The organism is Anaerococcus sp. Marseille-P3625 (assembly GCF_900232825.1).
Lineage (GTDB): Bacteria > Bacillota > Clostridia > Tissierellales > Peptoniphilaceae > Anaerococcus.
On sequence record NZ_OCTP01000010.1, the window covers coordinates 177,070 to 203,438 of the forward strand.

Genomic DNA, 26,369 nt, shown 5'->3' on the forward strand with positions numbered 1-26,369 from the left:
AGAAAACTATGGAGCATAATTGCGCTATTATTAACGATAAAAAAGCATTTAGATATAGGGCAGCAGCCATCATAGTCGAAGAGGGCTCTGTGCTTCTTGCAAGAAATGACGTCGATGACCATTACTACTCAGTAGGCGGAGCAGTTCACATGGGCGAGACATCAGAAGAAGCCGTGAAGAGAGAAGTATTTGAAGAGACAGGATTTAATTACGAGGTAGATTACCTTGCAGTGATACACGAGAACTTCTTCATCGGCAGCTCTGGCTTAAAAGGAGTAGACTTTCATGAGCTTACATTCTACTATATGATGAAGCCCATGGGTAAAAGATACTTTACAAGCCAAAGCACTACAGAGTCAGGTGCTAAAGAGACAATGCATTGGGTGCCGATAGATGAGCTCGATAAATGCAAAGCATACCCGACATTTATGAAAGAATTTCTTAGGTCGGAGCATAATGGAGTAGAGCATATAATTACAGATGAAAGAGTTTAATGGGACGAGTTGTGATATAATAATTATATAAAGGAAGGAGGGATTGCATGATTACCAAACGATTAAAGATAAGAAAATTTACTAATAATGATCTAACGGAATTATATAATCTACTTTCAGATGAAGATGTCATGGAATTTATAGAACCGCCTTTTTCATGGGAAAAAACAGTGAATTTTCTAAATGGTGTCGCACTAATTGACCCTCCTTTGATCTATGCTGTGGAAGATTTTAGTCAGAAGTTTATCGGATATGTAATATTCCATGAGTATGACAAAGACTCCTTCGAACTTGGTTGGATACTCAATAAGAGATACTGGGGGAAAGGATATGCCAATGAATTAACAAAAGCCTTTATAAACCGTAGTTTAGAGATAGGGAAAAACTTGATTATTGAGTGTGCCCCGAACCAGGAAAATACCAAACGAATTGCGATGAAAAATGATTTTGAATTTATTGGAGAAAGTGATGGCTGCAGTGTATTCAAAAGAAAGCTGCTTATAAGATTTGAAAAGGTGGCAAAGTGAGAAATTGGAAGTTAGGAGGAGATGAAGCTGCATGAAAGAATATATCGTGAGTTTAGAAAAAGAATTTTCGTTGATAGAAAATGGCTTCAAAGAGGAGGAAAAAAGAGCCTTTGCAGATTATAAATCTAATGATAATGAATATATAAGAAAATTAGCATTTTTAGCATATAAATCTGATGCATATCAAGTTAGAATGTATGGTGTATTTCTTTTTGGATATTTATCAGAACAAGATGATATTTTAGCATTTATGCGAGATGAAGTTTCCAAAGATGATAATTGGAGAGTTCAGGAAGTATTGGCAAAGGCATTTGATGAATTTTGCAAGAAAATAGGATATGAAAAAGCACTTCCAATAATTGATGAATGGTTAAAAAACAATAATCCTAATACAAGGAGAGCTGTTACGGAGGGACTAAGAATATGGACGAGCAGACCATATTTCAAAGATAACCCGAATGAAGCTATCAGACGAATTGCTGCATTAAAAGAAGATACGAGTGAATATGTTAGAAAATCGGTAGGGAATGCTTTAAGAGATATTAGTAAAAGATTTCCAGAGTTAATTAAAGCTGAACTCTGCAACTGGAAGTTAGAAAGCAAAGAAATAAATCAAGTGTATAAGTTAGCGAGTAAACTTATTAGCTAACAAATTTGAGTTTGTAGAGGTTTTGGAATATGATATTTCATGAATTTGGTGATAAAAAATTTCCACATATATTATTGATACACGGCGGAGGTAATTCCTGGTGGAATTATCTTCGACAAGCTCGTATATTATCCGATAAATATCATGTGATTTTACCAACACTTGATGGTCATGGAGAAGAATATCAAAAAGAGTATATTTCAACTGAAAATTCCGCACATCAAATTATGGACTATATAAAAAACAATTGCGATGGAAAATTGTTTGCTGTGGGAGGTGTTTCTTTGGGAGGTCAAATTGCCATTGAGTTATTATCGCTAAATAGTGATATAGCTCAGAAAGCAATAATAGATGGTAGTATTTGTATTCCTCAGCTCAAGCTGGCAAGGGTTAGTACAATTATTGTAAAATTATTCGGAAAACTTATGTTTAGCAAATATGCATGTAAAATTCAGTTGAGTTTAATGAAAAAAATGTATCCCAATATGGCTTATTCGGAAGAAATAGAAGGCTATTATATGGAGGATATGCCAAGGATGCCGATTAAAACATTGGTGACTATGTATCAAACATATATGGGAGAATATAGGCTTAAATATTCTATTACAGAAAGCAAAGCGCAGGTTCTATATATTTATGGTGAAAAAGAAATGGGTTGCGTTAAGGAATCGGCTAAGCTATTTCAAAAAATGCATCCCAATTGTACTGTATATGAAGCGAAAGGATATAATCATGGTTATCTATCTGCTTATCTGCCTTTGGAGTGGATGGATTTGGTTAATCCATTTTTGGAAAACGATGTTCATCATAATAACTAAACTATGAAGTTATATAACAATTCCTAGGTTTGTCGAGCTGAAATAGAAAGAGAAAACATCCGTATTCAAACAATGGAAGGTCGCATTCAAAAAGCAAGGGAAGGAAAATGGAATGGTGGCTTTGCTCCATATGGATATAGACTTGAAGATGGCAAGCTGTTTATATATGAGGAAGAGGCAGTTGCCATAAGAACGATTTTCGACCAGTATGTAAATACTACGATAGGAGCCAATGGACTATCTAAATACTTAGAGAATCATGGAATTAGAAAAATCCCAAGACAGAATGGTAAGAATCCTTTGTTTGATGCAGGTCTTATAAGAAAGATATTAAAGGATCCTGTATATAATGGGAAAATAGCATTTGGAAGAAGAACTTTAGAAAAAGTTCATGGTACAAGAAATGAATATAAGCAGGTTGAACAAGATGAATATCTAATATCTGAAGGGATACATGAAGCTATAGTTTCCGATGAAGTTTGGCAAGCTGCTAAGGTTAAGCTAAAATCTCAAGCAAAGAAATATGAGCATGTGAATAAAGGAAAAGATACACGCACGCACTTGCTTTCTGGAATTGTAAAATGCCCGATATGTGGAGTGGGAATGTTTGGAAACAAGTGTATCAAGAAAAAGAAAGATGGCACAAAGTATAAAGATTTTTATTACTATGGTTGTAAACATAGGCAGATGATAAGAGGTCATAAGTGTACATTCAGTAAGCAAATTAGAGAAGAATTGTTAGATGATGCTGTTGCAGAGGTGATTGTCAAGATTGTAAGTAATCCGAAATTTGCTTCTATGATGCAAGAAAAAATCAACATGAAGGTGGATACCTCTGAAATAGAAAAAGAAATAGATAATTACCAAAAGGAATTGAGGAAGAGTCATTCTACAAAGTTTAAACTAATTGAGGAAATAGATAATTTAGATGCTGATGATAAGCACTACAAACGAAGAAAACAGGACTTAGACGATAGACTTTATCGTATGTATGATAAGATTGAAGACTTAGAATCATTGTTAATTGATGCGAAAGCAAAGAAACAGACTATTGAAGCTGAAAAACTTACAGGAGATAACATATATAAGATTCTGATTTATTTTGATAAACTCTATAAAGTCATGAATGATGTAGAGCGTAGACAGTTAATTACAGCTTTGATTTCCGAAATTCAGGTTTATGAAGAAAAACAGCCTAACGGACAATGGCTAAAATCAATTACTTTCAGGCTCCCAATTGTAGACGATGATTTAAATATAAGTTTGGACAATGATGAACATGTGGAGACGGTAGTATTGATGTCAAGGATCGAAAGGGAATAAATGAAAAAGTGCAATAATACTATTTTTGCAATTTCAAATTATAATTCTAGTAATAAAAAATTAAGTGATATTTAAAAATATATTATTAAAGGAAAAATCCATAGGTATTTAGTTAGTATAATTTTATTGAGCTGATTGCCATTAAATATGTAATCAATAATATTGAATTTGTTGTATCCACATGTATATCAGTGCTGGCTATAATTGTTTCAACAGTTGTAGCAAAAAATATACTAATAAAAGAATTGAAAGAAAATCGAAAATTAGAACATGAATTGAAAAATGCTGAGATTTTACAGCAAGTAAGAAATTATAATAATACATTAGTAATAAGACAAATAGATAATTTGATAGAAATATCTTTTGAGATAATTGATTATTTGAATGAAATCGAAAGTTTAAAGTTGTCAAATAAACTTTTTTATTTATAAGAGGAAATTTCAAAAATTCCGACTAAGATTAAAAGGTACGATTTATTTCGTGAATTTATCGTTGATTATAGATTAAATACTATAAATAAATACAACTACCTTATTAAAAAAATAAATAGAAAGAAACATAGATTTAAATTGTTAGAAAATTCTAGTGAGTTCAACAAAGTTAAGATATCAATTGAACTTCCAGATTTTGAAGAATTAATGGATGATATAATACGTGATACTAAAATTTGCCAAAATATAATTTTAGAAACAAACAAGCTAGAGGACTATCTGGCCTTAAAATAGTAATATCAGATGCCCACAAAGGCCTAGTAAAAGCAATAAAGGAAACATTCTTAAATGTAATATGGCAAAGATTACAGGTTCATTTTCTAAGAAACATCCTATCAAAAACACCAAAGAAAAACACTGAAGGATTTAGAACTGATATCAAAGCACTATTTAAAATCCTAGATATCAACTTGGCAAGAAAAATGAAAGATGAAATATTCTTAAAATACGAAAATAAAAAGAAATTTCAAAACTCTTTAAACATCTTAGACGAAGGATTTGAAGATGCCTTTGCATATCTAGCTAATGAAGTGGTTCATAGTAGACTTAGGTCAACCAATTGCCCAGAAAGAATAAACTAAGAAGTTAGAAGACGTGAAAAAGTAATTAGGATATTCCCTAATCAAGAATCAGTTATTAGATTAATATTCAGCCCGTCGTCTTTTGGAGACCAATCCACATTGATATCAATGAAGATTGGATAACATCTTCTAAATTATAGATTAGAATAAAATAGTAAATATTGTGCTAGTAGATTTTACAAAATATTATGGACTTGACTAATTAAAGGCTATGGCATTATCATATAATATTCTTTTTTGCTCAGAAAAATCCAAGTAATGTGTAGATTTTTTTGAAATCTTCTATAAAATTTATTAGCTTTTTTTCCTTTACAATTTCATCTGGCAGCTTATCTGAATAAGGGTATGTATTATTTACTTCTGATATTAGTGAGTGATTTAGTGGAAATTATGTTATAATGAAAGCAGTAAAGCAAACAATAAATGGAATTGTGACTGATAAGAAGACCTATCTAACAGAAGGTATTAATAGCCCAAAAAAAATACATAAGAAAAACCCAACATGATTGACTTTGCTCTTATGTTGGGGTCTTTTTATTTTTAATAAAATTTAAAGAACATTTAAGAAAGGTATTTCTATGGGAAAAATAATTGGATTTTCTGACGATAAAAAACTTAAGGAAAACATAAAGAACTTAAAGAAACTTTGGCAGAATTATTCCTCGAAAGAGACAATATTTATTATGTAGTTTGCGAAAATATTAAAACCTAATATATGTTAATTTTTGGCAGTCTTGAATACAAGAATTTCTCCGCTTTTTGTAAGTATCATAGGCTTAGAAGAAAGAAAGCTTTAATTCAGTCTAAGATTAATCGAAAAGAGAAAATTGATTTATCAGAAATTGACTCTATACTTGATTTAGAATTTGCTGATTATAAGAAAAAGCTAGACTATAAGATGGATGAAATTAACCATGCAATTAGTAGGTCGCATTTAGATATTTTACCTAAGGAAGATACAATTTTACTAAAAAAGTTATATAGAAAAATTGTAAGAACCTTACACTCTGACCTTAAGCCAGAACTTTCTGATAGTGAGAAAGAGTTATTCTATAATGCCACAGAATCATATAAGGACGATGACCTTTATTCTCTGCAAATTATTTACGAAATAGTTTGTAGTGGAGATATTGATATTGACAATCCTTTAACTGGAAAATTTTTGATGGATGAGGTCAAAAGATTACAAGAATTAGTTCAGAAAATTAAAGAAGATATCGTTGAAATAAAATCTCAAAGTCTCTATACTTGTAAGATTTATATAGAGGATGAAGACAAAAAGCAAGAAAAGCTTAATACTTTGGAAAATGACCTAAAATCCTACCAAGATGCCATCGTTACCCAGAAAAAATACATAAAAGAATTATTGAGGAGATAAATGAGTGATTTAATAAAAAAAGATCAAAATGGCCATATTGATATTATAATTAATAATGAAAAGGGAGTTGACCTTCCCAAACCATTTGAACATGATATTTATCTTTTTGATTCATATGTGGCAGGGACTACTCATGTTGAAAATATTGGGGAAATCTACGAAACTTTAGAATTAGGAGGAAAGTTAGTATTCTACCGAGAGCCTGACAACGAAGACGATCCCCAAGCCATTTCAATAGAAACATCAAGAAAAGAAAAAATAGGCTACCTTCCTCGTCAAGATAATGTAATTTCTTCAAGGCTAATGGACGCTGGCAAAAATCTTTTTGCAAAAGTAGAGGAAAAAGAAATGCGAGGTAAGTGGGCGAGGATAAAAATAAAGATATATCTTAACGATTATTAGGTGTGATATGTACTATAATAACGATTGGCTTTATAATAATTTATGTGCAAAAGATAGCAGTGATTTTGATATCGATCCAATATCAGGAGAAAACTGTTTTATAATTTCAAATAACATTAATAATAGATTTATGATAGAAAAAACTGTTAATAAACTAATCACATCAGGCTTTAAGTATTTTTTTATCTTTGGTGAATATGCAAATTTGTGGGAAGAGTTAATTTATTCAATATCAAAGGAAGAAAACCATATAGAAGTTGAAGTAAGCAAACTAGATTTGATGAAATTGGCCTATGATCTCGGGGTTAATATATCTTTTAAAGATAATTCTGTAAATTATCTTATATCTGATGATGAATATTTAACAGAATATATAATTGAAGATTTAGATGATATTTTGAATGAAAATACCTTATTTACAGCATCTGATTGGAAGAAATTTAGGGATGGATATGAATTTACCTACCACGATAAAGATGCGATTATAAGTATTGGAGAAGAACTTATGATTGGTTTTTTGGGAAATGAAAAAATGTTTTCTTATACAGATAAGGGAATTAATGCTGGAATCTTAGATGGGAAAAGTTTTGCTGTGATTTGGATTGAAAATTTTATAATTTAATCTAACACCTGCATTTGTAGGTGTTTTTAGTGCTATAAATAGTGTAAGAAAGAAAGTGATTTCTATCTTGCACTATTTTTATAAGCAGGTTTTTATAGTTAAAATTAAGAGCCAATATTAATTAATATCAATATTTTCAGCTTGTTTATACAATTTTTATCTTAACTGAAATTTCTCTATAAAAATTATTTGAATAGCAAATGATAATTATTATCAAAATTTGATTGACAAAAATAAAATTTAGGCTACAATAGAAATAGTTAGGCACACCTAATAATGTAATTTTAAAATTTATCGGAGGAAATATGAAATTTAAAAAAATATTAATGGCTCTAGCAATGCTTATTATTGCTAGTTCTTGTTCTAAAAATGCAAATAAAACTGATTCAGAAGCTAAAAAGCAAGGTGATGAGAAAAAGATTGTAACTGTTACAACATCATTTTTGTATGATATGGTTGATAATCTTGTGGGAGATAAGGTTGATAGGGAACTTATAATACCTGCTGGTGAAGACCCACATCTTTATACAGCTAAGCCACAAGATTTGGAGAAGATTAAGAAGGCTGACCTTCTTTTATATCATGGTTTACATTTTGAGGGAAAGATGGTTGATGTTTTAGAAAAGAGAGGCTCTGCAGTAGCTAGAAGCTTTAAAAAGGAAGATGTTGGGGAGATGGAGCAAGATGGAAAAGTTGTAGTTGATCCACATTTTTGGTTTAATATAAATCTTTATAAGGAAGCAACAAGAAATGCTGCAGAAGATTTAGAAAAACTTCTTCCTGAGGAAAAAGAGAACATTGAAAAAAACTTAAAAGACTATCTTGCTAAGCTTGATGACCTAGATAAGGAAAATAAGGAAAAAATAAATTCTATTCCAGAATCTAGTAGGTTTCTGATTACCCCACACGATGCCTTCAACTATTTCTCAAGAGCTTATAATATTCCTGTCAAGGCACCCCAAGGAGTTTCAACTGATAGTGAAGTTGCGAACAAAGATATAGAAGATACTGTAAACTTTATTGTAAAAAATAAAATTAAAGCTATTTTTGCAGAATCAACTACTGATCCAATGAGGATGGAAAAGTTAAAGGAAGCTGTTAATGCTAAAGGATTTGATGTTGAAGTTGTATCAGGCCAAGGCAAGGAATTATTTTCAGATTCTCTAGCGCCAGAGGGTCAAGCAGGCGACTCTTATATAGATATGTACAAACACAACGTCGATTTAATTGTGGAAAACTTGAAATAGGTGGCTTATGAAAGATGTAATTATTAAAGTAGAGGATATGACAATTGCATATGCAGATAAGCCTGTCCTTTGGGATAATGATATTGAAATAGTTAATAATTCAATTACAGCAATAATTGGCCCTAATGGAGCAGGAAAGTCAACCTTAATAAAGGGAATTTTAAATTTACAAAAAAAGTTATCAGGTTCAGTTGCTATTATGGGCAAATCTTTTGAAGAAATTAAGAAAAAAATTGCTTATATACCTCAAACAGCATCTGTAAATTGGGATTTTCCAACAACAGTTCTAGACGTTGTTCTTATGGGTAGGTATGTCCATCTTGGTTGGCTCAAAAGACCGAGTAAGCATGATTATGATCTTGCAAGATCCGCCCTTAAAAAAATTGGTATGCACGATTTTGAAGATAGGCAAATCTCAGAGCTTTCAGGGGGTCAAAGGCAAAGAGTTTTTATAGCAAGAGCTATTGCCCAAGATGCTGATATATATTTCATGGATGAGCCACTGGCTGGTGTTGATAAGGTGACAGAAAAAGTTATATTTGACTTTATGAAGGATTCTCAAATGAAGGGAAAGACATCCATAGTTGTTCATCACGATTTAAACACTATAGAAAAATACTTCGATCATATCATAATTTTAAATAAAAAAGTAATAGCTCAAGGTAAAGTCTCTGAAGTTTTTACAAAAGAAAATGTTGACAAGGCCTTTGTGAGGTAAGGATATGGATATTTTAAGAAATTATTCATTTATAATAGTAGCTTTAGGCACAATAATTCTAGCCATGGCTACTGGTATAATTGGTTCAATAAGCGTTTTAAAGGGGAAGTCTTTAATAGGTGATGCTATAGGTCATAGTACCTATCCTGGCATTGTCATTGCCTTTATGCTATCAATGGAAAAATCCCCAATCATACTTTTGTTTGGGGCTGCCTTTGCAGGTGCTATATCATTTTTCTTAATTGATATTATTTCAAACAACTCAAAAATAGACCTTGATGCTACTTTAGCCATCTTATTATCAAGCTTTTTTGGACTAGGCATGGTTTTAAAAAGTTTTATCCAAGGCAATCCTGACTATGCTGGAGTTTCCCAATCTGGTCTTAAAAACTATATTTTTGGCCAGGCTTCTTACATTATGAAAAACGATGTAAATATAATATTTATAGTATCAATTTTTTCAATCTTAATGCTCATAGCCTTTTATAAGGAAATAAAAGTCTATGTATTTGATGAAGTTTATGCAAAAACAATTGGAATAAATCCAGGGTTGATGAATACTGTGATTTTAATTGCGACTATGCTTTTGATTACAACAGGACTTAAACTTGTTGGAGCAATATTGATTTCATCCATGCTTATAGTTCCTGCAATTACGGCCCTACAGTGGACAGATAGGTTTCATATTATGTTAATAATTGCAGGAGTATCTGGCGGAATTTCTGCATTTATAGGTACCTATATTTCCACAGCCTATGACGGTATGAGTACTGGATCTACAATTATTCTGATAATGAGCTTTATATCTTTATTATCAATGCTAGTTGGTCCAAGGGGGATGAGAAAAATGATTGTGAGGAAAAAATATGATTGATTTTCTAAGATACTCATTTATATCAAATTACCAAACCTTATTAGTGCTCTTAGTCACAGCTATAGCTTGCAGTCTTATTGGAGTTTTCTTGGTACTAAGGAGGCTATCAATGTTAGCTGATGCTATAAGCCACTCAATACTTCTTGGTATTGTAATTGCTTATTTTATCGTAAAGGATATTAGCTCAGTTTACCTAGTTTTTGGGGCGGCACTTTTTGGAATAATAACAGTATTTTCTATAGAATCTTTATCGAAGACAAAACTTGTAAAAAATGATGATGCGGTGGGTATTGTTTTTCCAATGTTTTTCGCCTTGGCAGTTATACTTATAACAAAGTATGCGAGAAATGTCCACCTTGATGTGGATGTCGTCCTCATGGGAGAGGTCATAATGGCACCTCTAAATACTATGAATTTCTTTGGTTATGAAATTCCAAAATCCCTATTTGAAATGTCTGTGATAGGGATATTAAACTTAGCCTTTATTATAGTTTTCTTTAAAGAGCTAAAACTAACAACCTTTGATACAGAATTTGCAAAAATTGCAGGATTTTCAGAAGTACTTTTATTCTACGCTCTAATGACCCTTACTTCATTTACAACGGTGGTCGCCTTTGAGGCTGTGGGAGCTATTTTAGTAATATCATTTCTAATAGCACCTGCCGCAAGTGCATACTTGATAAGCAAAAATCTAAGAGTCATGATCTTAATATCAGTCCTTTACTCAATAATAAATTCTGTTTTAGGATTTTTATTAGCCATGTATTTCAACCTATCCATGTCTGGAATGTCAGCAACCATGGCAGGGATTACTTTTCTTCTTACATTTTTATTTAACAAAAATGGATTTTTGATGAAAATATTAAGGCGTAAGAAAAATCATGTGGAATTTAAAAAGGATACATTTGTGATTCACGTTGGCAACCACCAACAAGGAGAAAATTCAGAAGAAGAACTGGGTATAGGCACAATATACAAACACCTATCCTGGAAAAAAGAAGATATAGAAAAATATAGCAAGATGCTAATAGCAGAAAACAAGATAATTATAGATGATGGTATTTATAAACTAACTGAAAAGGGTAGAATCTTATATATAAATTTGTTAAAAGATTACGCACTATGAGGTATAAGATGAACTCAATAAGACAAGACTACATTCAGGCTATATATAGACTTTCAAAAGATAAGGGCTATACAAATAATAAAAATATATCAGATTATTTTTCGATAAGTAGGCCATCAGTTAGTGAAATGATCAAAAAACTAATAGAAGATGGGTTGGTAATCCAGAAAAAAAACAAAATATACTTATCCGAACTAGGCGATAAGGAGGCGAAAGCAATTTTATCCAAACATAGGCTATGGGAGTGTTTCCTAGTGGATGTCCTAGGTCTTAATGGTGATATAGTCCATGAACAATCGGACTTACTAGAGCATGTGACAAGTGAAGAAATGTTCGCCGCCTTAAACAAGTTTTTAGCTTATCCTAAAAAATCGCCGAAGGGCAAAAGAATTTATACAAACGAAAATAGGTAAAATATTAATGTTTTAAAAAAATAAAAAATCATAAAGGCAAGTCCGAATTTTAGTAAACTTTAACTACTAAGATTAGGGGCTTGTTTTTTTACATAAAATGAAATTGAATGCATCTGAAAGTTATAAATGAGTTGAATGAATAGTTTTGAATTAATATTTTATTTTATTGTAGTAATCCTTGTTTATGATATATTTAGGAACAAGGCCTACAGGGAATTTGGACTATTGATATCAGGAGCTCTTGCTGGATTTTAGATAGAACTTTTAGCAGTAAGTTTGACAGATATCTAAAGTTCTAATCATAGCTCCACTAAGAGTTGCCAGAGATACATGGAAGGTAGAAATAGAAAAATGGTCTCACCTTGATATCTTAAATTATTCAGTAGTCATAGGTAGTGAAAAGGAAAGAATAAAATCATTAGAAGAACAGGTAGATATTTATTTAATCAATAGGGAAAATGTTGACTGGCTAATAAATAAGAGCGAACTACCATTTAACTACGATATGATTGTAATTGATGAACTATCATCCTTTAAATCTCATAGGTCAAAGAGGTTTAAAGCCTTGATGAAAGTAAGACCAAAGGTAAGAAGAATAGTTGGACTTGCTGGAACGCCATCATCTAACGGACTAATGGATTTATGGGCTAAGTTTAGGTTGCTTGATATGGGAGAGAGACTTGGAAGATTTATTGGTCAGTATAGGGAAATCTACTTCAAACCAGATAAGAGAAATGGATCAATCATTTATTCCTATAAACCACTGCCTTTTGCTGAAGGTGCAATCTATGAAAAGATATCAGATATAACAGTTTCTATGAAAGCTGAAGATTATCTTAAAATGCCAGAGAAGATAAACAATGAAGTCTTTGTTTTGAATCTTGGGAAAAGATTGCTGTTGAGATGAATTACTCAATTCAGCATATTTTTAGACTTAATAGTAAGACTTTAAAAAATATAGAGATATAAAAAAATCGGGTGACGCATAAATGCATCACCCGCAAAACTTTCGTTTTCAATTCGTGTTTTTATTATAGTACTAATTTTAAAATTCATCTAAGATATCGTGGTGTCCTATATCTAAAAGAAATACCAATTCATTATTTTCATAGAACCAAATAATTCGAATATCCATGTTAACAGAAGATTCCCATATGCCATCTGTACCCTGTATCTTCTTGGTTCTTAAAGATGGATGAGTAGGATTTTCTACGAAAAATTCAAGTTTCTTTTTAGTCTGTTTCTTTTCAGTATCAGATAGTTTTTCGTAATGTTTTTTAAAGGCTTTCGAATAAGTAATTTTATAGGACATTACTTGTCTAACTCTTCGAATAGTGAGTCGATAGAATCAAAAACGGGTTGAGTCCCATTTTTTATAGATTCTTTAATCTCTTTTACTTCAGCTTTTAAATTTTTTATGACATGCTCTGGATAGATTGCAACTGGAATAAGTACAATTTTTCCATTATCTTCTATGACTTCAAATTGATCACCTTGATTTAATTCCATAGATTTTACTATGTCTTTTGGGATAGTAACTTGTGATTTAGCTTTTAGTTCAACTAACATAACAAAGCCTCCTTGTTAGAAATTCATACTTTCTAACTAAATTATATTTTCTTCTAAGAAAAAAGTCAAGTGGAGAGTAAAGTTGATAGAATGAGAGTAAGTAGTTGTAGTATAGTTAAAATAGCAAAAGAATAATAAAACGAGCCTTGGAGATTTAATCTTCGAGGCTTTTAATATTTAGAGGTGTTTAAATGCCAAGTAAACTTAAGAGACCATGTTCTCATCCAGGATGTCCTGAATTAGTTGATGGACGATTCTGTAAGAAACATGAGAAAGAATACAATAAAAACTATGAAAAATATAAAATAGATTCTAAAACTCATAACAACTGCTGGAATAGATATCAAATCAATCTGCTACGAAACTCATCAAAAGGCAGTCGACACACATGAAGGAATGGGATTTACAGTTATTCCTTTTGGACGAGGTTTTAAAGATATGTCTTCACCAACAAAAGAGTTAATGAAACTTACACTTGAAAGAAAAATAGACCACGGAGGTCATCCAGTTCTAAGGTAGATGATGGATAATATATTTATACGAACAGATCCTGCTGGAAATATAAAAGCAGATAAGGAAAAATCTACAGAAAAGATAGATGGAGTAATTGCTACAATAATGGCTCTTGATAGGGCAATAAGGTGTGGCAATGATACGAGTGAATCTGTCTACGATGATAGAGGACTTATAGTAATTTAAGAGTAAAATGGGTATTAATTTATTGATAATAAATAACTAGGAGAAATCGATATGGCTGGTATGGGATGTTATATTTGCAGAAATATATTGAGGGATCATGATGGTAGCATTGTATTTGATGTTTACACAAAAGAGGAATTGCAAGATTTTAACAGAAAATATTTGAATCAAGAGAATCCAAAGCTTGAAGATATAGTTTTTCATGAGGATTATGAACTGTTTAATGATTACTTCTGGAAATGCGATAGATGTCAGTCTGTATATTTATGGGATGGGAAAGATCCATCTAATCCAAATAAATGCAGAGTATACAGTATGACAGACATCTCTAAAAGAAGTATTACATTGGACCAAGTTAAACAACTAGAGGAAATTCTAATTATAAATCTGAATGACAACACCGATGACCTTTATGTATCTGATTTATTTTTAAGAAATCCTTTCAGACCATATAAGTACTATGTTTCAGATGATCATAATTACGTATACATTGTGAACACAGATATGGATACCATCGATAGAATTTATAAATATAGAGAAGATTAATTCAAACAAATATTACAATAAAGGTTAAACATCTACATCTGTAGGTGTTTTTCTTATGCTGACTTTTAGGAGGTGGTAATATAAACATTTTAAATTTAATTTTTAAGTCGAGAGACAAATCTAAAGACGGGGAGAGGAAATCTTCATCGTCTTTTTTATTTGGGAGAACAACAGCAGGAAGGAATGTCAACGAATTTACTGCTATGCAAATGACAGCAGTTTATTCATGTGTGAGAGTTTTCGCTGAACCCTTAGCAGGACTTCCGTTTCACTTATAAAAAATATTTTTATTAATTAAAGTGGCTAGAATGCTATAGATTAAAAAATTAATTGACCCATTCCCACAAACGAGGCATTTATAAAATACCAAATCTTATCTATACTGACCCCTCAAGCCACGTTGAAGCTCTAGCCCTACTTGTCAAGAAGCGAAGCTACACTGAAAAGTAGAGCCAGATCTCATGCAAAGATTTCCCAAGAGAAGCGACCGAATAGGAAGTTTTGATTGGCAGAAATCGACTGCTGAAGCTGTAGCGTTGATACAAAAGATGTAAATTTAGAAATCCTGCATTTTAAGCAGTTTTATAAGCACTTTGTATTTGATAAAGACGAAGAAGGATATGTCAAAAAGACTCAAAAAAATTACATGGATGTAAGAGTAGTTTTGCAACTGGTATGAGGAGACACAAAAAATAATATAAACTCATTTTGTACTTTCTATAAGAGTGGCTTAAAAGGCTGCTCTTTTTTTATTGAAGAGAGTAAGGATTCGTTACATCCTTTTTAAAATATAAAACAATCACAAGCCAACTTTATATATTCGCTTTTATAACATATAATAAAATCGTAAATGATAGGAGGTGGACTATGGATATACTTAAAAATTATATACAAGAAAATTTAGTAATCACCAACAAAGAAGCAGAAGAACTTGGATATACTAGGCATAATTTATCAAAATTAACAAAAATCGGACAATTAGAAAGATTAAGACCAGGACTATATCAGTTAAAAGGAAAAGTAATAGACGATTTTATTTTAATATCATCCAATAGTAATCGAATTATATTTTCTCATCAAACAGCCCTCTACCTCCACGACCTATCCTACAGAACTCCAAATGTATTTCATATATCTGTACCCCAAGGCTACAATGCCAGCCATATCAAGAGGGGTATAAATTAATTATTTATTATTCATTTGGAGGTGGAGTTTTGGAATTAAATCAGGCGGATATAATAGAAGATGTCCTTGAAGGATATATATTTTCCGAAAAAAAGGTTACTGATGAATGTAAAATTTATACAATTAAAAATTCTAATGGCTGTGGTGAAATGCGTTGCTACAATTTATTTGAAGGTGTTCAGTTATCATATAATAACCTAAATATGGAGACAGCATATCAAAAAATAAATCAAAAAAGCAGGGTTTTAGAAATAGATCATTGCTTAGATGGATGTTATGAGTTTAATCTTGAAAATAATGAACGTGCTCTGATAGGTAAAGGCGATCTAAGTGTAATCGAAATAGGTAAAGTTTCTTTTGAAGATTCGTGCATACCAACAAAAAAATATATGGGACTTTCAATATTTATTGATATAGAAAAGGCACAAAATTCTATTAATAAATACTTTCCGTATGCAAAAATTGATTTGTTAGAAATAAAAGATCGTTTGTGTAAAAATGGTCCAGCTTTAATTATTCATTCAAGTCATGAGATAGACCATGCTATTAGTGAATTTTATAGAGTAGATTCTAGAATAAGACTTTCTTATTAAATTACAAAAACAATAGAGTTGTTATTATTTTTAAATTTAGATGAAAGTTCAGATACATTTAAGTTAACGTTTTTTTCAGAACCAGTATATAAAGCAACTGTAGAATCATATAATACGATTCCAAATAATTCTTTTGAAAGATATTCTATTTCTGATTTATCAAAAAATATGCTATTTCAGAATCATGTACCGACCTCAAAAAGTTATACCAAAATCTAACGATTGGGAGCTCGGTACATGATTTTCTTGCTGGCTCGTTTTTTAATTGTGATTTATGATTAAAATAAAATTTAATTAATCAGGTCAAAGATAAAGGAAACGTCAAGGCCTTGGTCCTTATTCTCTATAGAAAATTTCCCATCATGCAATTCGGCTATTTGTTTAGAAATAAAAATCCCCAAACCGTGCCTTGTAATATTGGTCAAATCTTCGTCATTAATTCTCTTTATTATATCTTCATCTACCCCACAGCCTTGGTCTAAGACCCTTATAATTAGCTGGTTATCTGGGTTTGAAATTATAAGGTCGATTTTTCCCTCGGTATAGGCAAGGGAATTTTTTATGATATTTTCGACCATCCTATAAAACAAGGTTGGATCCATTTTAAGCTTTATATCTGGATCTCTTAGCCTATTTTCAAAAATAATTTCTCTTTTTGGGTTTTCATTTAACTTATCGACTATGACTTTTCGGATTACTTTTAAGGGACTTTTTGACTCAAAATTCTCCTTGTCGATGTTGGCAAGGGACATAGTTAGATTGAGACCTTCTAAAATATTTGAAATTTTTAAAATCTGGTCTTGGATATTTTTTGTATCGAGGTCATTTTTGTTTTCTTTATTAAGTTCCCAGGAAATTTTTGCAAGAGGGGTCCTAACATCGTGGCTAACTACCCTTATCCACTTACTTTGTGATTTTTTTAAGTTATTATATTTTTCGTTTGCCTTGTTAATTGAAAGGGCAAGGTCTCTTAATTCTCCACTTTCATCTAATTTTTCATAGTCATCTTCAAAAAGCCCATCAATGGCCTTTTGAAAAGGAGCAATATTTTTAAGTATATCCCTTATATCCATCCTGTAAAAAACATAGACAAAGAGCAAAAATAAAACTATAAATATGACTACTAGCCACATATTAAATACAAGGTTCTGGTAGTTATAATAATTAAAGGGCAATTTATCTAAAGAATTTTTTGGATAGGCAAAAAGGATTAGGCCGTCTCCTACAATATAGGTAAAAACGGGATAATCAGCCAAGTAATACCTGTTAAAGCTAACTACATCTGTAATCTCGAATTTATTTTTTACCTCTCTTGGCTTGTTGAAAGATTCGATGACTTTGCCATTTTTATCTAGCCTTATGGCCCAAATATCATTTTCTTTTAAAAAGTTCTTATTATTTTCGTTGAGATAAGTATCTGTTTTGTTATTAGCTATATAAGTATAAACATCATTAGGATTTGGATATTTATCTCCCAACCTGTAGTTGAGGTAGAGAAAGACCATTAGCAAAAATGTCAGAAAAAATAAAAGGGCAAGGATTCTTATTACGATTTTTTTAAATCTTTTTATAATGTAATTAAACATCTTAATCTTCCTTCACCAGTTTATAGCCCAAACCCTTGATGGTAATTAGGATTTTTGGATCTCTAGGATTGTCTTCGAGTTTTTCACGAATCCTGTAAATGTGGGTTATCAATGTGTTTTCATAACCATAGGAATCATCCCAAATATTTTCCAAAATGCGGTCAATAGAGACAATCACATTCATGTTGTCGGCTAGGTAGGACAGGATTTTAAATTGGGTGGCAGTTAGGGGGATTTCCTCTCCATTTTTTATGAGGATGCCCTTGGACTTATCGAAAATTACCTTGCCTAAAGATATTCTTTCCTCGTTTTTAATTTTTTTACTGCGTCTTAAAACCGCATCAATCCTCCAAAGGAGTTCATCAGGGAAAAATGGCTTGACTAGGTAGTCGTCGGCCTTGTTTTCAAAACCTTCCTTCCTATCATCTATCCCATCAAGGGCGGAGAGGATTATGACTGCCATATCGGAAGTTTTTCTTATTTCCTTCAATAGATCAAAACCGCTCCCGTCGGGTAGCATTAGGTCAAGGACAACTAGGTCGATTTTGAAATTTCCTAGTTTAAACCTAGATTCATTGAGGTTTTTGGCGGTATAAACTTTTTTAAAACCCTTTTCTTTCAAAAAAATATATAAATTTTCCAATAAATTTGTTTCGTCATCTACTATTAGTATAGAAAAATTATTTCTAAAATCCATTAAGCTCCTCCTTGCTATCCTAATTATACACCAGACTTTTGATATTTTGGTTTTTGTGATGTAAAAGTGACCTTGCTTAAAGCTTATTTTTATCTTAGCCTGGTATCCTTTTGTTAGGAGGAGTGATTATGGAAAAAATATTAGAAATAAAAAATCTACAAAAATCATATAACAAGAAGAAAGTCCTAGATATTGACTATCTGCAAATCGAACAAGGTTCAATTTATGGCCTAATAGGCAAAAATGGAGCGGGAAAGTCAACACTTATGAAGCTTATACTTGGTCTTGTGAGAAAAGATGGAGGGGAAATTAAGGTTTTTGGCCAAGAAGTAAGTCCTAGAAACCAAAAAGACCTTAACAAAAATCTTGGTGCCCTAATTGAAAATCCTTCCTTTTATGACCACTTAACAGGCTATGAAAATCTTGAAATAATTTGTGAGCTTAAGAGAATAGATAAGGCAGAAATTTCAAAAACTCTTGACCTTGTTGGCCTTAATAATGTTGGCAAGAAAAAAGCAAGGGATTATTCGCTTGGTATGAAGCAAAGACTTGGAATTGCAATTGCCCTAATAGGTAGTCCAAAGTTATTGATCTTAGATGAACCTATAAATGGCCTTGATCCTCAGGGAATTGAGGAAATGAGAAACTTATTTAAAAACATAGTGAAAAACACTTCTACAAGCATTCTGATTTCTTCCCATATTCTTGATGAGATGGAAAAAATTTCTACACATATTGGTATTCTCAAGGCAGGGAAACTAACCTACAATGGAAGCTTGGAAGACTATAGGAAACTTCATCCACCATTTATTTCCATCCAAACATCTGACAATAAAAAAGCCCTTGCCCTTTTAGACCTTGATCAAACAAGGCTAGGGGATAAGAAGATTATTTTGGGCAAAGTTTCTAATCGAAAAATTTCTGAGATAGTAAATTTCTTGCACGGAAAGGTTGATATATATAGAATTGAAGAAGAAAAAGAAAGCCTAGAAAAACTTTTTATCGAAGAAAGCAGGTCTTAATATGGCAAACTTAGAAAGAAAAAAATACAAAAGACTTGGGATAAATTTTTTAATACCAATAGTATTTTTCGCTCAAATGCTAATGGTGGCAGGGGTCAGCCATTCAAAATCATTTGCGGAAGGAAATTATCCCCTAGCCTATATCTTAGACACATATCTATTTATTTCCTTATTGATAAATCCGATTTTAATCTCTTCTTTGGTGAAAAAAGTGATTGAAATCGAGGAAAAAAACAAGATGTGGCAGTTGCAAGTAAGTCTTGGAGAAAAAGTAAACTCTATACTCATAAATAAATTTAAAAACCTATCCCTAAAACTAGTTTTATTGCAAATAGTAGAAGCTATTGTCTTTCTCCTACTAGCAAAAAAGTCGGGTCATTTTAATATGGACACTGACATGATATTAAGATTTGCCTTGGTAAATATATCTGCCATATTAATAAATTTATTTTTTATGGGCCTATTTATGATAATAGAAATGAAATCAAAAAGAGTCTATACCCTATCATTTATAGGAATAATAGGCGGTCTTACTGGAGTAATAACCATGCTTACATCAGAGACTCTTGCCTTTGTAAATCCCTTTGCTTGGATGGCAAGTTTATTAAATATTTCTTATGTAAGCGAAGGAGGGGAATTTATCCAGGTTCTAAATCCAATAAATTTTTATACACCAATAATTGCCCTGATCCTTTTAATAGCCTGCCTTGGCTACTTAAAGGCAATGAAAACTTATAATCTATACAAGGACTAGGAGGACTTATGTTAAAATTAGAATTTAAAAAAATAAAATTTACAAATATCTTGTTGGTAAGTCTGATAATTCCCCTACTAGCTAACGCCTTTGGCCTTATAAACTTTATGGGAAATAGGGAAACATTGACCAATGAATGGCAATCTTTGTGGACCCAGGTAAGCTTGTTTTACTTTTCGTTTTTCTACATTCCCTTAATTGCAATCGTAATAGCAAGCCTTTGGGCGACAGAACACAGAGCAGGCCTAAAATTTATTAGACTTAGCCCAAAGAAAAATATGGCCTTTGTGGGAGCAAAATTGATTTTGGCTTTTCTTATAATTTGCCTTTGCCAAATATATTTTCTGGCCCTTTTCTACCTGGGAGGAAAATATATAGGAGGATTTTTGACCATTGATTTTTCTATATATTTTTATTATATAGGCCTTAGCATCTTGCTTGCCCTTCCAATAATTGGGATTTTTGGAGCTCTTTCCATAAGGATAAGGTCTTTTGGGATCATAGTGCTCTTATCTACAATCTTTACCATGTTTGGTTTTGCGAGCGCTTTTAGGTCTTTAAAAATTGTAGGTCTAAGCTTTCTGGCAATAGAGGCTAATAATTTAAGGTTCATAAACCCACATGATTTGGTCTTGCTGAGTGCTTTTGCCCTAGGAGAATTATTCACATTTTTGTATCTTTCTAATAAATTTTTAAAATTTGAAAATAAATAGCTATGAAAAGATATTAAGAAAAAGCTAATAAATTATAATACAAATATAGCCCCAAATTTAAGTTTAAATCTTAATTTTGGGGCATTTATTTCTATATTTTTATTAAATTTCTCCTATAGGAATGTCATAGAGGTCTTCGTAGAGGTAGGACTTGTCGATTCCTTTCATGAAAACTTCTCTACCGTCTATTTTATCTGTAAGAGCAGATTGTAAAAATGGTTGATTTCAGGTGTTTACAACCGATCTCTTCATAGCGGACAGATAAGCGTATTTATCGATTGTTTTCCAATCTACACATTTTTTAGGTTTTTTTTAAGAATAAATTAAGCCAAATCCTATTCGTCCTGCTATTTCCCTCTCTAAAAGGATGGGCTATGTTCATTTTAACGTATTTGTATACAATAACATCGAACATGGTTATGCGTGGAAATGGATTTATGAAAAAGCCATGCCTATTATGGGCCAGGAGCTCTCTTAAACATAATTCTTGATCTTATTCTAATGAAATTAATGGAGAAATATGCAATTGAAGGTGCAGCACTTGCAACTATTACAGCACAATTGGTTCAAACAATAATAACACTCCATTATTCTAATCACAATAATCGCATTTTAAATTATGATCCTTGCAAGCTAAATTACGAACCTCACTAGGAAGTTTTCCCTTATATCTTTTGTAATAAATGGAAAATTTGCTATGGGATGTGTATCCAACAGATTCAGCTGTTTCCTTTATAGAAAGTTCGGTATTTAAGAGAAGAGTTTCAGCTACATTCATTCTTTTTCTTTGGGTGTATTCTGTAATGCTTTGACCATATTTTTCTTTGAATAAATTTTTTAATTTTGTTCCGCTCATTTTAGATATTTTTTCAAGGGTTTCTTGATTTACATTCATGGCGAAATGATCATCCAAGAATCTTGCTACATCTTCAAGTGCTTTATTATCATCAATTTCAATTTTATATTTTTTTCTATTTAGGTATGTGTCAATCACTATACTTATCCACTCATTCGCTTTGGCTTTAAAGAAAAAATCAGCGGCAGGAGCGTCCATTTTACAATTCAATATTTCCATTGCAACTTTTTCTAAGGATTTTGTAAGAATTATTTGATTCGGTTGAAGTAAAGCTGAATAAAATGATTCCGGATTAATGTTAATAGATGCTAAATGTTTTTTTATTAGCTCTTTTTTAAAACCAATGGAAACAGCAAGATAACAACAATTCTCGTGTAATAAAAAAACAAAATCGTCTTTTATATTGTCAAAGTCAAAAGTACATAATGAGTTTGCAGTAAGTGTTTGATATGGATTAAACTTTTCTCCATTTGCACTGACAATGTAACTTGAATAAATTGAAACATAATCCGCCATACTATATGTGCTATTTTGAATTATTTCTTCTCTGATATAAAAATCATGGATATCAATAATAAATCCATCTCCTTCATAAAACCAATATAGGCCTTCTGCATAGGCTGAATCCTCTTTTTTCCAACAAAAAGTGTAGCCTGCACTTGAATACTTCTTATTGTTTTTACATTCATCTACTTTCATATATTCTTTTACAAAATCGTAATATGCCATAATACACCTATCCCTTTTAGACAATATTCCAATTAGACTTATTAATTCAAAACTATTGTATTAGTAATTATAACCAATGTATAATAGAAAAGCAATGATAATTATTATCAACTAAGTAAATTTATATCTAAAAGGGATATCAAAGAAAGGAGAAATGATTATGAAGATTTACAAAAAACTATTTGCTTATGTGCAGGATAAAAAATATCTTGGTTTTTTAGCTATAGTCTTTTCTGCTATATCTGCTGTACTTACGGTATATGGATTTTATTTAATCTACAAATTTCTGGATAATTTAATAATTAATTCAAATTTATCTGGAGCAGAGAGCATAGCGTTAAAATCTGTCATCACACTAACAAGTGGGGCAATATTTTATTCTGTTTCAGGAACATGTTCTCACATACTAGGTTTTAGGCTTGAAACAAATTTAAGAAAAAGGGGGATAGACGGCTTAGAGAAAGCAAGTTTTAGGTTCTTTGACTTAAATCCATCTGGTCAAATAAGAAAGATCATAGATGACAACGCCGCGCAAACTCATCAGGTTGTAGCTCACATGATTCCCGATAGTTCTCAGGCAATAGTTACACCCGTACTTGTACTAGTACTCGGCTTTATAGTAAGTATAAGAGTTGGCATAACTTTGCTTGCTCTTACCATAATCGGTGGCTTAATTTTAGGTGCAATGATGGGCGAGCAAGAATTTATGAAGATATACCAAGAAGCTCTATCTAAACTAAGCGCTGAAACTGTTGAATACGTAAGAGGAATGCAAGTTGTAAAAATATTTAGAGCAAATGTCGAGTCATTTAAAAGCTTTTATAAGGCGATAAAAGATTATTCAAAGTATGCTTATGATTATTCGCTATCTTGTAAAAAACCTTATGTTTTGTATCAATGGTTATTTTTTGGCTTAATTGCAATTTTAATTATTCCTATAGTTTATTTTATGACTAGCTTAGGCAGCGCCAAGGTGATTTTACTTGAGCTTATTATGATTTTATTCTTATCAGGAGTTCTCTTTGTTTCATTTATGAGGATGATGTGGTACTCTATGTATATTTCTCAAGGCAACTATGCAGTAGATACTTTAGAGGCTATTTACGAAGATATGCAAAAAGACAAATTAGTGCATGGTGATGTCAATAATTTTAAAAACTACAATATAGAATTTGACAATGTAAGCTTTGCTTATAACGATAAAGCTGTCATTGAAAATTTATCCTTTAAATTAGAAGAGGGAAAGTCCTATGCACTTGTCGGTTCATCTGGATCAGGCAAATCAACAGTGGCAAAACTTATATCAGGTTTTTACAATGTTAATGAAGGAAGCATAAAGATAGGTGGGATTCCAATATCTGAATATTCTGACGAAGCCTTAATAAAAGCCATTTCCTTTGTTTTTCAAGATTCGAAATTATTCAAGAAAAGCATTTATGATAACGTCGCTTTGGCTAATAAAGATGCGACGAGAGATGACGTTATGAGAGCCTTAAAATTAGCAGGATGCGATTTAATATTAGACAAATTTCCAGAAAGAGAAAATACAATCATAGGCTCAAAGGGAGTTTATTTATCTGGTGGAGAAAAACAAAGAATTGCAATTGCCAGGGCAATTTTAAAGGATTCCAAAATTATTATTATGGATGAAGCATCAGCATCAATTGACCCAGATAACGAGTTTGAATTGCAAAAAGCTTTCAAAAATCTTATGAAGGATAAAACAGTTATCATGATTGCACACAGGCTATCTACAATTAAAGATCTTGATGAAATACTTGTTATGGATGGCGGAAAAATTATAGAAAGAGGCTCTGACAAAGAATTAATGTCAAAAGATACAAGGTATAGGTGGCTACAAGAGATGTTTAACAGTGCGAATGAATGGAGGGTTTCAAATGAAGGAGTTTTATAAAAAAAGATTTGCTCTTACAGATAAGGGAGCGAGAAATTTAAGTAAAGCAACACTGGCCTCATTTTTTGTTTACTGTATAAACATGCTTCCAGCGATATTACTAATGATTTTTGCTCAAGAAGTTTTGGAAAATATGGGCCAAAGCAAGGGATTTTATATAGTATTCTCGGTTTTGACCTTGATAGCAATGTATATTTTGCTTTCTATCGAATACGATAAATTATATAGCACAACATATCAAGAAAGTGCGGATTTAAGAATAAGGACAGCGGAGAATTTATCAAAACTACCTCTATCATACTTTTCTAAGCATGATATTTCAGACTTAGCGCAAACAATTATGTCTGATATTGAAGGTATAGAGCATGCAATGAGCCATTCAATACCAAAAGTGGGCGGTATGGCACTCTTCTTCCCACTAATATCTATCATGATGCTAGTGAGCAATGTCAAGATGGGTTTAGCTGTAATTATTCCATCACTTTTAAGCTTTATATTTATACCTTTATCTAAAAAAATTCAGGTTAAGGGACATAAAAAATATTATGACGTTCTAAGAGAAAATTCAGAAAGTTTTCAGGAAAATATCGAAATGCAAATGGAGATTAAAGCATACGGCTTATCAGAGGAAATGAAAGAAAAGCTGTATGAAAAAATGGATAAAAGTGAAAAAGTGCACTTAAAGACAGAAATAGGACTTATTTTAACTATGTCTATATCTTCAATATTTAGCTTTATTTCCCTTGCTGTTGTAATATTTGTTGGCGTAAATCTAATTATTAATAAAGAGATAAGCGCCCTCTACCTTATAGGATATTTACTAGCAGCTATAAAGATAAAAGACTCTCTAGATGCATCTAAAGAGGGAATGATGGAGATATTTTATTTATCACCGAAAATTGAAAGATTAAAAGAAATTCAAAATCAAGATTTACAAGAAGGCGATGACTATGAACTAAAAAAATTTGACATTGATTTAAAAGATGTTGAATTTGCCTACAATAAAGACACAAAAGTTTTAAATGGTGTAAGCTTTAAAGCTAAGCAGGGAGAGGTTACTGCTCTAGTAGGTGCAAGTGGTTGCGGTAAAACAACTATCTTGAAACTTATATCAAGACTTTATGATTATGACAAGGGACAAATCTTAATTGATGGTAAAGACATAAAAGAAATATCAACAGAATCCCTTTTTGATAAGGTCTCAATAGTTTTTCAAGACGTGGTTCTCTTTAATCAAAGCGTTATGGAAAATATTAGGATCGGAAAGCAAGATGCAAGTGACGAAGAAGTTAAAAGAGCAGCAAAACTTGCAAATTGCACAGATTTTATAGAAAAAATGGATAAGGGTTTCGATACAGTTGTTGGTGAGAACGGAGCTGAGCTATCAGGCGGAGAAAGACAAAGGTTATCAATAGCCAGAGCCTTCTTAAAAGATGCACCGATACTGATATTAGACGAGATAGCGGCAAGCCTTGACGTCGATAACGAGAAAAAAATCCAAGAGTCTTTAAATAATTTAATTAAAGATAAGACAGTTGTCATCATTTCACACAGAATGAAATCCATAGAAAATGCAGACAAGATTGTAGTTCTTGAAAACGGAAAATTAGAAAGCCAAGGCAAACATGAAGAGCTTTTACAAAAATCAAAAGTTTATAGGAACTTAATTGAAAAAACAAAAATGGCAGAAGAATTTATTTATTAGGAGGACAGAAGCAAAGACTTGCAATAGCATCTGTTATGTGGAAGGATTATCCGTTTGTCTATTTCGAAGAACCCAAAAGTGTTATGGATTATTCCAATATGATAAAAATATCGGCAGTCTTCGGACTGCCTTTAACT

General features: G+C 31.7%; 26 protein-coding genes and 7 pseudogenes. 27 read left to right on the forward strand and 6 right to left on the reverse strand.

The genetic code is table 11. The features are described from left to right. Positions 1-8 precede the first annotated feature (8 nt). The 16 genes and pseudogenes from CS884_RS02055 to CS884_RS02135 form a co-directional block, all read left to right on the forward strand. Complete coding sequence (locus tag CS884_RS02055) at positions 9-494, forward strand: NUDIX hydrolase (protein WP_099320426.1); 486 nt, start codon at positions 9-11, stop codon at positions 492-494. A 47-nt stretch (positions 495-541) separates the two neighbouring features. Next, positions 542-1,021, forward strand: coding sequence for a GNAT family N-acetyltransferase (locus CS884_RS02060; RefSeq protein WP_099320427.1), 480 nt, complete (start codon positions 542-544; stop codon positions 1,019-1,021). A gap of 31 nt (positions 1,022-1,052) precedes the next feature. Further along, positions 1,053-1,670 (forward strand): DNA alkylation repair protein, encoded by a 618-nt coding sequence (locus CS884_RS02065; RefSeq protein WP_099320428.1) that lies wholly within the window; start codon positions 1,053-1,055, stop codon positions 1,668-1,670. A 29-nt stretch (positions 1,671-1,699) separates the two neighbouring features. Then, positions 1,700-2,488 (forward strand): alpha/beta fold hydrolase, encoded by a 789-nt coding sequence (locus tag CS884_RS02070; RefSeq protein ID WP_099320429.1) that lies wholly within the window; start codon positions 1,700-1,702, stop codon positions 2,486-2,488. 36 nt (positions 2,489-2,524) lie between these two features. Continuing rightward, positions 2,525-3,811, forward strand: a pseudogene (locus CS884_RS02075) (recombinase family protein); the annotation flags it as partial. 191 nt (positions 3,812-4,002) lie between these two features. Then, positions 4,003-4,242 (forward strand): hypothetical protein, encoded by a 240-nt coding sequence (locus CS884_RS10775; protein ID WP_257875729.1) that lies wholly within the window; start codon positions 4,003-4,005, stop codon positions 4,240-4,242. A 236-nt stretch (positions 4,243-4,478) separates the two neighbouring features. Then, positions 4,479-5,006 (forward strand): annotated as a pseudogene (locus tag CS884_RS02085) (transposase). Positions 5,007-5,598: 592 nt separating this feature from the next. After that, a complete protein-coding gene (locus CS884_RS02090) occupies positions 5,599-6,261 on the forward strand; it encodes a molecular chaperone DnaJ (RefSeq protein WP_257875730.1) in 663 nt (220 codons plus the stop codon). Further along, positions 6,262-6,663 (forward strand): HIRAN domain-containing protein, encoded by a 402-nt coding sequence (locus CS884_RS02095; protein WP_099320431.1) that lies wholly within the window; start codon positions 6,262-6,264, stop codon positions 6,661-6,663. It begins immediately after the preceding gene. 7 nt (positions 6,664-6,670) lie between these two features. After that, positions 6,671-7,285: a hypothetical protein gene (locus CS884_RS02100; RefSeq protein WP_099320432.1), complete on the forward strand. Its 615-nt coding sequence runs from the start codon at positions 6,671-6,673 to the stop codon at positions 7,283-7,285. A 305-nt stretch (positions 7,286-7,590) separates the two neighbouring features. Then, positions 7,591-8,532 (forward strand): metal ABC transporter solute-binding protein, Zn/Mn family, encoded by a 942-nt coding sequence (locus tag CS884_RS02105; protein WP_099320433.1) that lies wholly within the window; start codon positions 7,591-7,593, stop codon positions 8,530-8,532. A 7-nt stretch (positions 8,533-8,539) separates the two neighbouring features. After that, entirely contained in the window at positions 8,540-9,250 is a 711-nt protein-coding gene (locus tag CS884_RS02110) for a metal ABC transporter ATP-binding protein (protein WP_099320434.1), read from the forward strand. A gap of 4 nt (positions 9,251-9,254) precedes the next feature. Continuing rightward, a complete protein-coding gene (locus CS884_RS02115) occupies positions 9,255-10,124 on the forward strand; it encodes a metal ABC transporter permease (protein WP_099320435.1) in 870 nt (289 codons plus the stop codon). Then, positions 10,117-11,250, forward strand: coding sequence for a metal ABC transporter permease (locus CS884_RS02120; RefSeq protein WP_099320436.1), 1,134 nt, complete (start codon positions 10,117-10,119; stop codon positions 11,248-11,250). The genes CS884_RS02115 and CS884_RS02120 overlap by 8 nt, the downstream gene beginning before the upstream one ends. Positions 11,251-11,258: 8 nt before the next feature. Continuing rightward, a complete protein-coding gene (locus tag CS884_RS02125) occupies positions 11,259-11,663 on the forward strand; it encodes a metal-dependent transcriptional regulator (protein WP_099320437.1) in 405 nt (134 codons plus the stop codon). 280 nt (positions 11,664-11,943) lie between these two features. Further along, positions 11,944-12,537, forward strand: a pseudogene (locus tag CS884_RS02135) (SNF2-related protein); the annotation flags it as partial. A gap of 171 nt (positions 12,538-12,708) precedes the next feature. Here CS884_RS02135 and CS884_RS02140 read toward each other — a convergent pair. Next, positions 12,709-12,975 (reverse strand): type II toxin-antitoxin system mRNA interferase toxin, RelE/StbE family, encoded by a 267-nt coding sequence (locus tag CS884_RS02140; RefSeq protein ID WP_099320438.1) that lies wholly within the window; start codon positions 12,973-12,975, stop codon positions 12,709-12,711. Then, a complete protein-coding gene (locus CS884_RS02145; RefSeq protein WP_099320439.1) occupies positions 12,975-13,232 on the reverse strand; it encodes an AbrB/MazE/SpoVT family DNA-binding domain-containing protein in 258 nt (85 codons plus the stop codon). The genes CS884_RS02140 and CS884_RS02145 overlap by 1 nt, the downstream gene beginning before the upstream one ends. Before the next feature lie 378 nt (positions 13,233-13,610). Between CS884_RS02145 and CS884_RS10870 the strand changes: the two are divergent. The 4 genes and pseudogenes from CS884_RS10870 to CS884_RS02180 form a co-directional block, all read left to right on the forward strand. Beyond that, positions 13,611-13,931: pseudogene (locus CS884_RS10870) on the forward strand (terminase TerL endonuclease subunit); the annotation flags it as partial. Between the two features lie 87 nt (positions 13,932-14,018). Then, entirely contained in the window at positions 14,019-14,477 is a 459-nt protein-coding gene (locus CS884_RS02160; RefSeq protein WP_257875732.1) for a hypothetical protein, read from the forward strand. Between the two features lie 867 nt (positions 14,478-15,344). Next, positions 15,345-15,650 (forward strand): annotated as a pseudogene (locus CS884_RS02175) (type IV toxin-antitoxin system AbiEi family antitoxin domain-containing protein); the annotation flags it as partial. Between the two features lie 41 nt (positions 15,651-15,691). Next, positions 15,692-16,255, forward strand: a complete 564-nt coding sequence (locus CS884_RS02180; RefSeq protein ID WP_257875733.1) for a hypothetical protein — start codon at positions 15,692-15,694, stop codon at positions 16,253-16,255. 290 nt (positions 16,256-16,545) lie between these two features. Here the strand turns inward: CS884_RS02180 and CS884_RS02185 are convergent, their stop codons facing one another. Then, positions 16,546-17,841 (reverse strand): sensor histidine kinase KdpD, encoded by a 1,296-nt coding sequence (locus CS884_RS02185; RefSeq protein WP_099320442.1) that lies wholly within the window; start codon positions 17,839-17,841, stop codon positions 16,546-16,548. A gap of 1 nt (position 17,842) precedes the next feature. Continuing rightward, entirely contained in the window at positions 17,843-18,538 is a 696-nt protein-coding gene (locus CS884_RS02190; RefSeq protein ID WP_099320443.1) for a response regulator transcription factor, read from the reverse strand. A 128-nt stretch (positions 18,539-18,666) separates the two neighbouring features. Between CS884_RS02190 and CS884_RS02195 the strand changes: the two genes are divergently transcribed. The 3 genes from CS884_RS02195 to CS884_RS02205 are packed head-to-tail and all read left to right on the forward strand — an operon-like array spanning position 18,667 to position 21,027. Further along, a complete protein-coding gene (locus CS884_RS02195; RefSeq protein ID WP_099320444.1) occupies positions 18,667-19,560 on the forward strand; it encodes an ABC transporter ATP-binding protein in 894 nt (297 codons plus the stop codon). Between the two features lies 1 nt (position 19,561). Beyond that, positions 19,562-20,314 carry a hypothetical protein gene (locus tag CS884_RS02200; protein ID WP_099320445.1) on the forward strand — a complete coding sequence of 251 codons (753 nt, stop codon included), beginning with the start codon at positions 19,562-19,564 and terminating at the stop codon, positions 20,312-20,314. A gap of 8 nt (positions 20,315-20,322) precedes the next feature. After that, entirely contained in the window at positions 20,323-21,027 is a 705-nt protein-coding gene (locus CS884_RS02205; protein ID WP_099320446.1) for an ABC transporter permease, read from the forward strand. 301 nt (positions 21,028-21,328) lie between these two features. Here the strand turns inward: CS884_RS02205 and CS884_RS10895 are convergent, their stop codons facing one another. Then, positions 21,329-21,442 (reverse strand): Fic family protein, encoded by a 114-nt coding sequence (locus tag CS884_RS10895; protein WP_374220157.1) that lies wholly within the window; start codon positions 21,440-21,442, stop codon positions 21,329-21,331. On the opposite strand from CS884_RS10895, the pseudogene CS884_RS10795 reads away from it, so the two are divergent. After that, a pseudogene (locus tag CS884_RS10795) lies at positions 21,423-21,672 on the forward strand (polysaccharide biosynthesis C-terminal domain-containing protein); the annotation flags it as partial. The gene CS884_RS10895 and the pseudogene CS884_RS10795 sit on opposite strands and share 20 nt — an antisense overlap. On the opposite strand, the gene CS884_RS02215 reads toward CS884_RS10795, so the two are convergent. Then, on the reverse strand, positions 21,620-22,612 hold the full coding sequence (locus tag CS884_RS02215; protein ID WP_099320447.1) for an AraC family transcriptional regulator: 993 nt from the start codon (positions 22,610-22,612) through the stop codon (positions 21,620-21,622). The pseudogene CS884_RS10795 and the gene CS884_RS02215 sit on opposite strands and share 53 nt — an antisense overlap. A gap of 160 nt (positions 22,613-22,772) precedes the next feature. On the opposite strand from CS884_RS02215, the gene CS884_RS02220 reads away from it, so the two are divergent. The 3 genes and pseudogenes from CS884_RS02220 to CS884_RS10900 form a co-directional block, all read left to right on the forward strand. Continuing rightward, the gene (locus CS884_RS02220) at positions 22,773-24,527 is read left to right on the forward strand and encodes an ABC transporter ATP-binding protein (RefSeq protein WP_099320448.1); all 1,755 of its coding nucleotides are present in this window, start codon (positions 22,773-22,775) and stop codon (positions 24,525-24,527) included. After that, entirely contained in the window at positions 24,511-26,232 is a 1,722-nt protein-coding gene (locus CS884_RS02225; RefSeq protein ID WP_099320449.1) for an ABC transporter ATP-binding protein, read from the forward strand. Before CS884_RS02220 ends, CS884_RS02225 begins: the two co-directional genes overlap by 17 nt. Then, a pseudogene (locus tag CS884_RS10900) lies at positions 26,226-26,345 on the forward strand (ABC transporter ATP-binding protein); the annotation flags it as partial. The gene CS884_RS02225 and the pseudogene CS884_RS10900, both read left to right, overlap by 7 nt. Between the last annotated feature and the right edge of the window lie 24 nt (positions 26,346-26,369).

Excerpts from the sequence above, each read along its gene's own strand:
- CS884_RS02055 (WP_099320426.1), top strand. The coding sequence starts at position 9 with ATGGAGCATAATTGCGCTATTATTAACGATAAAAAAGCATTTAGATAT.
- CS884_RS02060 (WP_099320427.1), top strand. The coding sequence starts at position 542 with ATGATTACCAAACGATTAAAGATAAGAAAATTTACTAATAATGATCTA.
- CS884_RS02065 (WP_099320428.1), top strand. The coding sequence starts at position 1,053 with ATGAAAGAATATATCGTGAGTTTAGAAAAAGAATTTTCGTTGATAGAA.
- CS884_RS02070 (WP_099320429.1), top strand. The coding sequence starts at position 1,700 with ATGATATTTCATGAATTTGGTGATAAAAAATTTCCACATATATTATTG.
- CS884_RS02090 (WP_257875730.1), top strand. The coding sequence starts at position 5,599 with ATGTTAATTTTTGGCAGTCTTGAATACAAGAATTTCTCCGCTTTTTGT.
- CS884_RS02095 (WP_099320431.1), top strand. The coding sequence starts at position 6,262 with ATGAGTGATTTAATAAAAAAAGATCAAAATGGCCATATTGATATTATA.
- CS884_RS02100 (WP_099320432.1), top strand. The coding sequence starts at position 6,671 with ATGTACTATAATAACGATTGGCTTTATAATAATTTATGTGCAAAAGAT.
- CS884_RS02105 (WP_099320433.1), top strand. The coding sequence starts at position 7,591 with ATGAAATTTAAAAAAATATTAATGGCTCTAGCAATGCTTATTATTGCT.
- CS884_RS02110 (WP_099320434.1), top strand. The coding sequence starts at position 8,540 with ATGAAAGATGTAATTATTAAAGTAGAGGATATGACAATTGCATATGCA.
- CS884_RS02115 (WP_099320435.1), top strand. The coding sequence starts at position 9,255 with ATGGATATTTTAAGAAATTATTCATTTATAATAGTAGCTTTAGGCACA.
- CS884_RS02120 (WP_099320436.1), top strand. The coding sequence starts at position 10,117 with ATGATTGATTTTCTAAGATACTCATTTATATCAAATTACCAAACCTTA.
- CS884_RS02125 (WP_099320437.1), top strand. The coding sequence starts at position 11,259 with ATGAACTCAATAAGACAAGACTACATTCAGGCTATATATAGACTTTCA.
- CS884_RS02140 (WP_099320438.1), bottom strand. The coding sequence starts at position 12,975 with ATGTCCTATAAAATTACTTATTCGAAAGCCTTTAAAAAACATTACGAA.
- CS884_RS02145 (WP_099320439.1), bottom strand. The coding sequence starts at position 13,232 with ATGTTAGTTGAACTAAAAGCTAAATCACAAGTTACTATCCCAAAAGAC.
- CS884_RS02185 (WP_099320442.1), bottom strand. The coding sequence starts at position 17,841 with ATGTTTAATTACATTATAAAAAGATTTAAAAAAATCGTAATAAGAATC.
- CS884_RS02190 (WP_099320443.1), bottom strand. The coding sequence starts at position 18,538 with ATGGATTTTAGAAATAATTTTTCTATACTAATAGTAGATGACGAAACA.
- CS884_RS02195 (WP_099320444.1), top strand. The coding sequence starts at position 18,667 with ATGGAAAAAATATTAGAAATAAAAAATCTACAAAAATCATATAACAAG.
- CS884_RS02200 (WP_099320445.1), top strand. The coding sequence starts at position 19,562 with ATGGCAAACTTAGAAAGAAAAAAATACAAAAGACTTGGGATAAATTTT.
- CS884_RS02205 (WP_099320446.1), top strand. The coding sequence starts at position 20,323 with ATGTTAAAATTAGAATTTAAAAAAATAAAATTTACAAATATCTTGTTG.
- CS884_RS10895 (WP_374220157.1), bottom strand. The coding sequence starts at position 21,442 with ATGTTCGATGTTATTGTATACAAATACGTTAAAATGAACATAGCCCAT.
- CS884_RS02215 (WP_099320447.1), bottom strand. The coding sequence starts at position 22,612 with ATGGCATATTACGATTTTGTAAAAGAATATATGAAAGTAGATGAATGT.
- CS884_RS02220 (WP_099320448.1), top strand. The coding sequence starts at position 22,773 with ATGAAGATTTACAAAAAACTATTTGCTTATGTGCAGGATAAAAAATAT.
- CS884_RS02225 (WP_099320449.1), top strand. The coding sequence starts at position 24,511 with ATGAAGGAGTTTTATAAAAAAAGATTTGCTCTTACAGATAAGGGAGCG.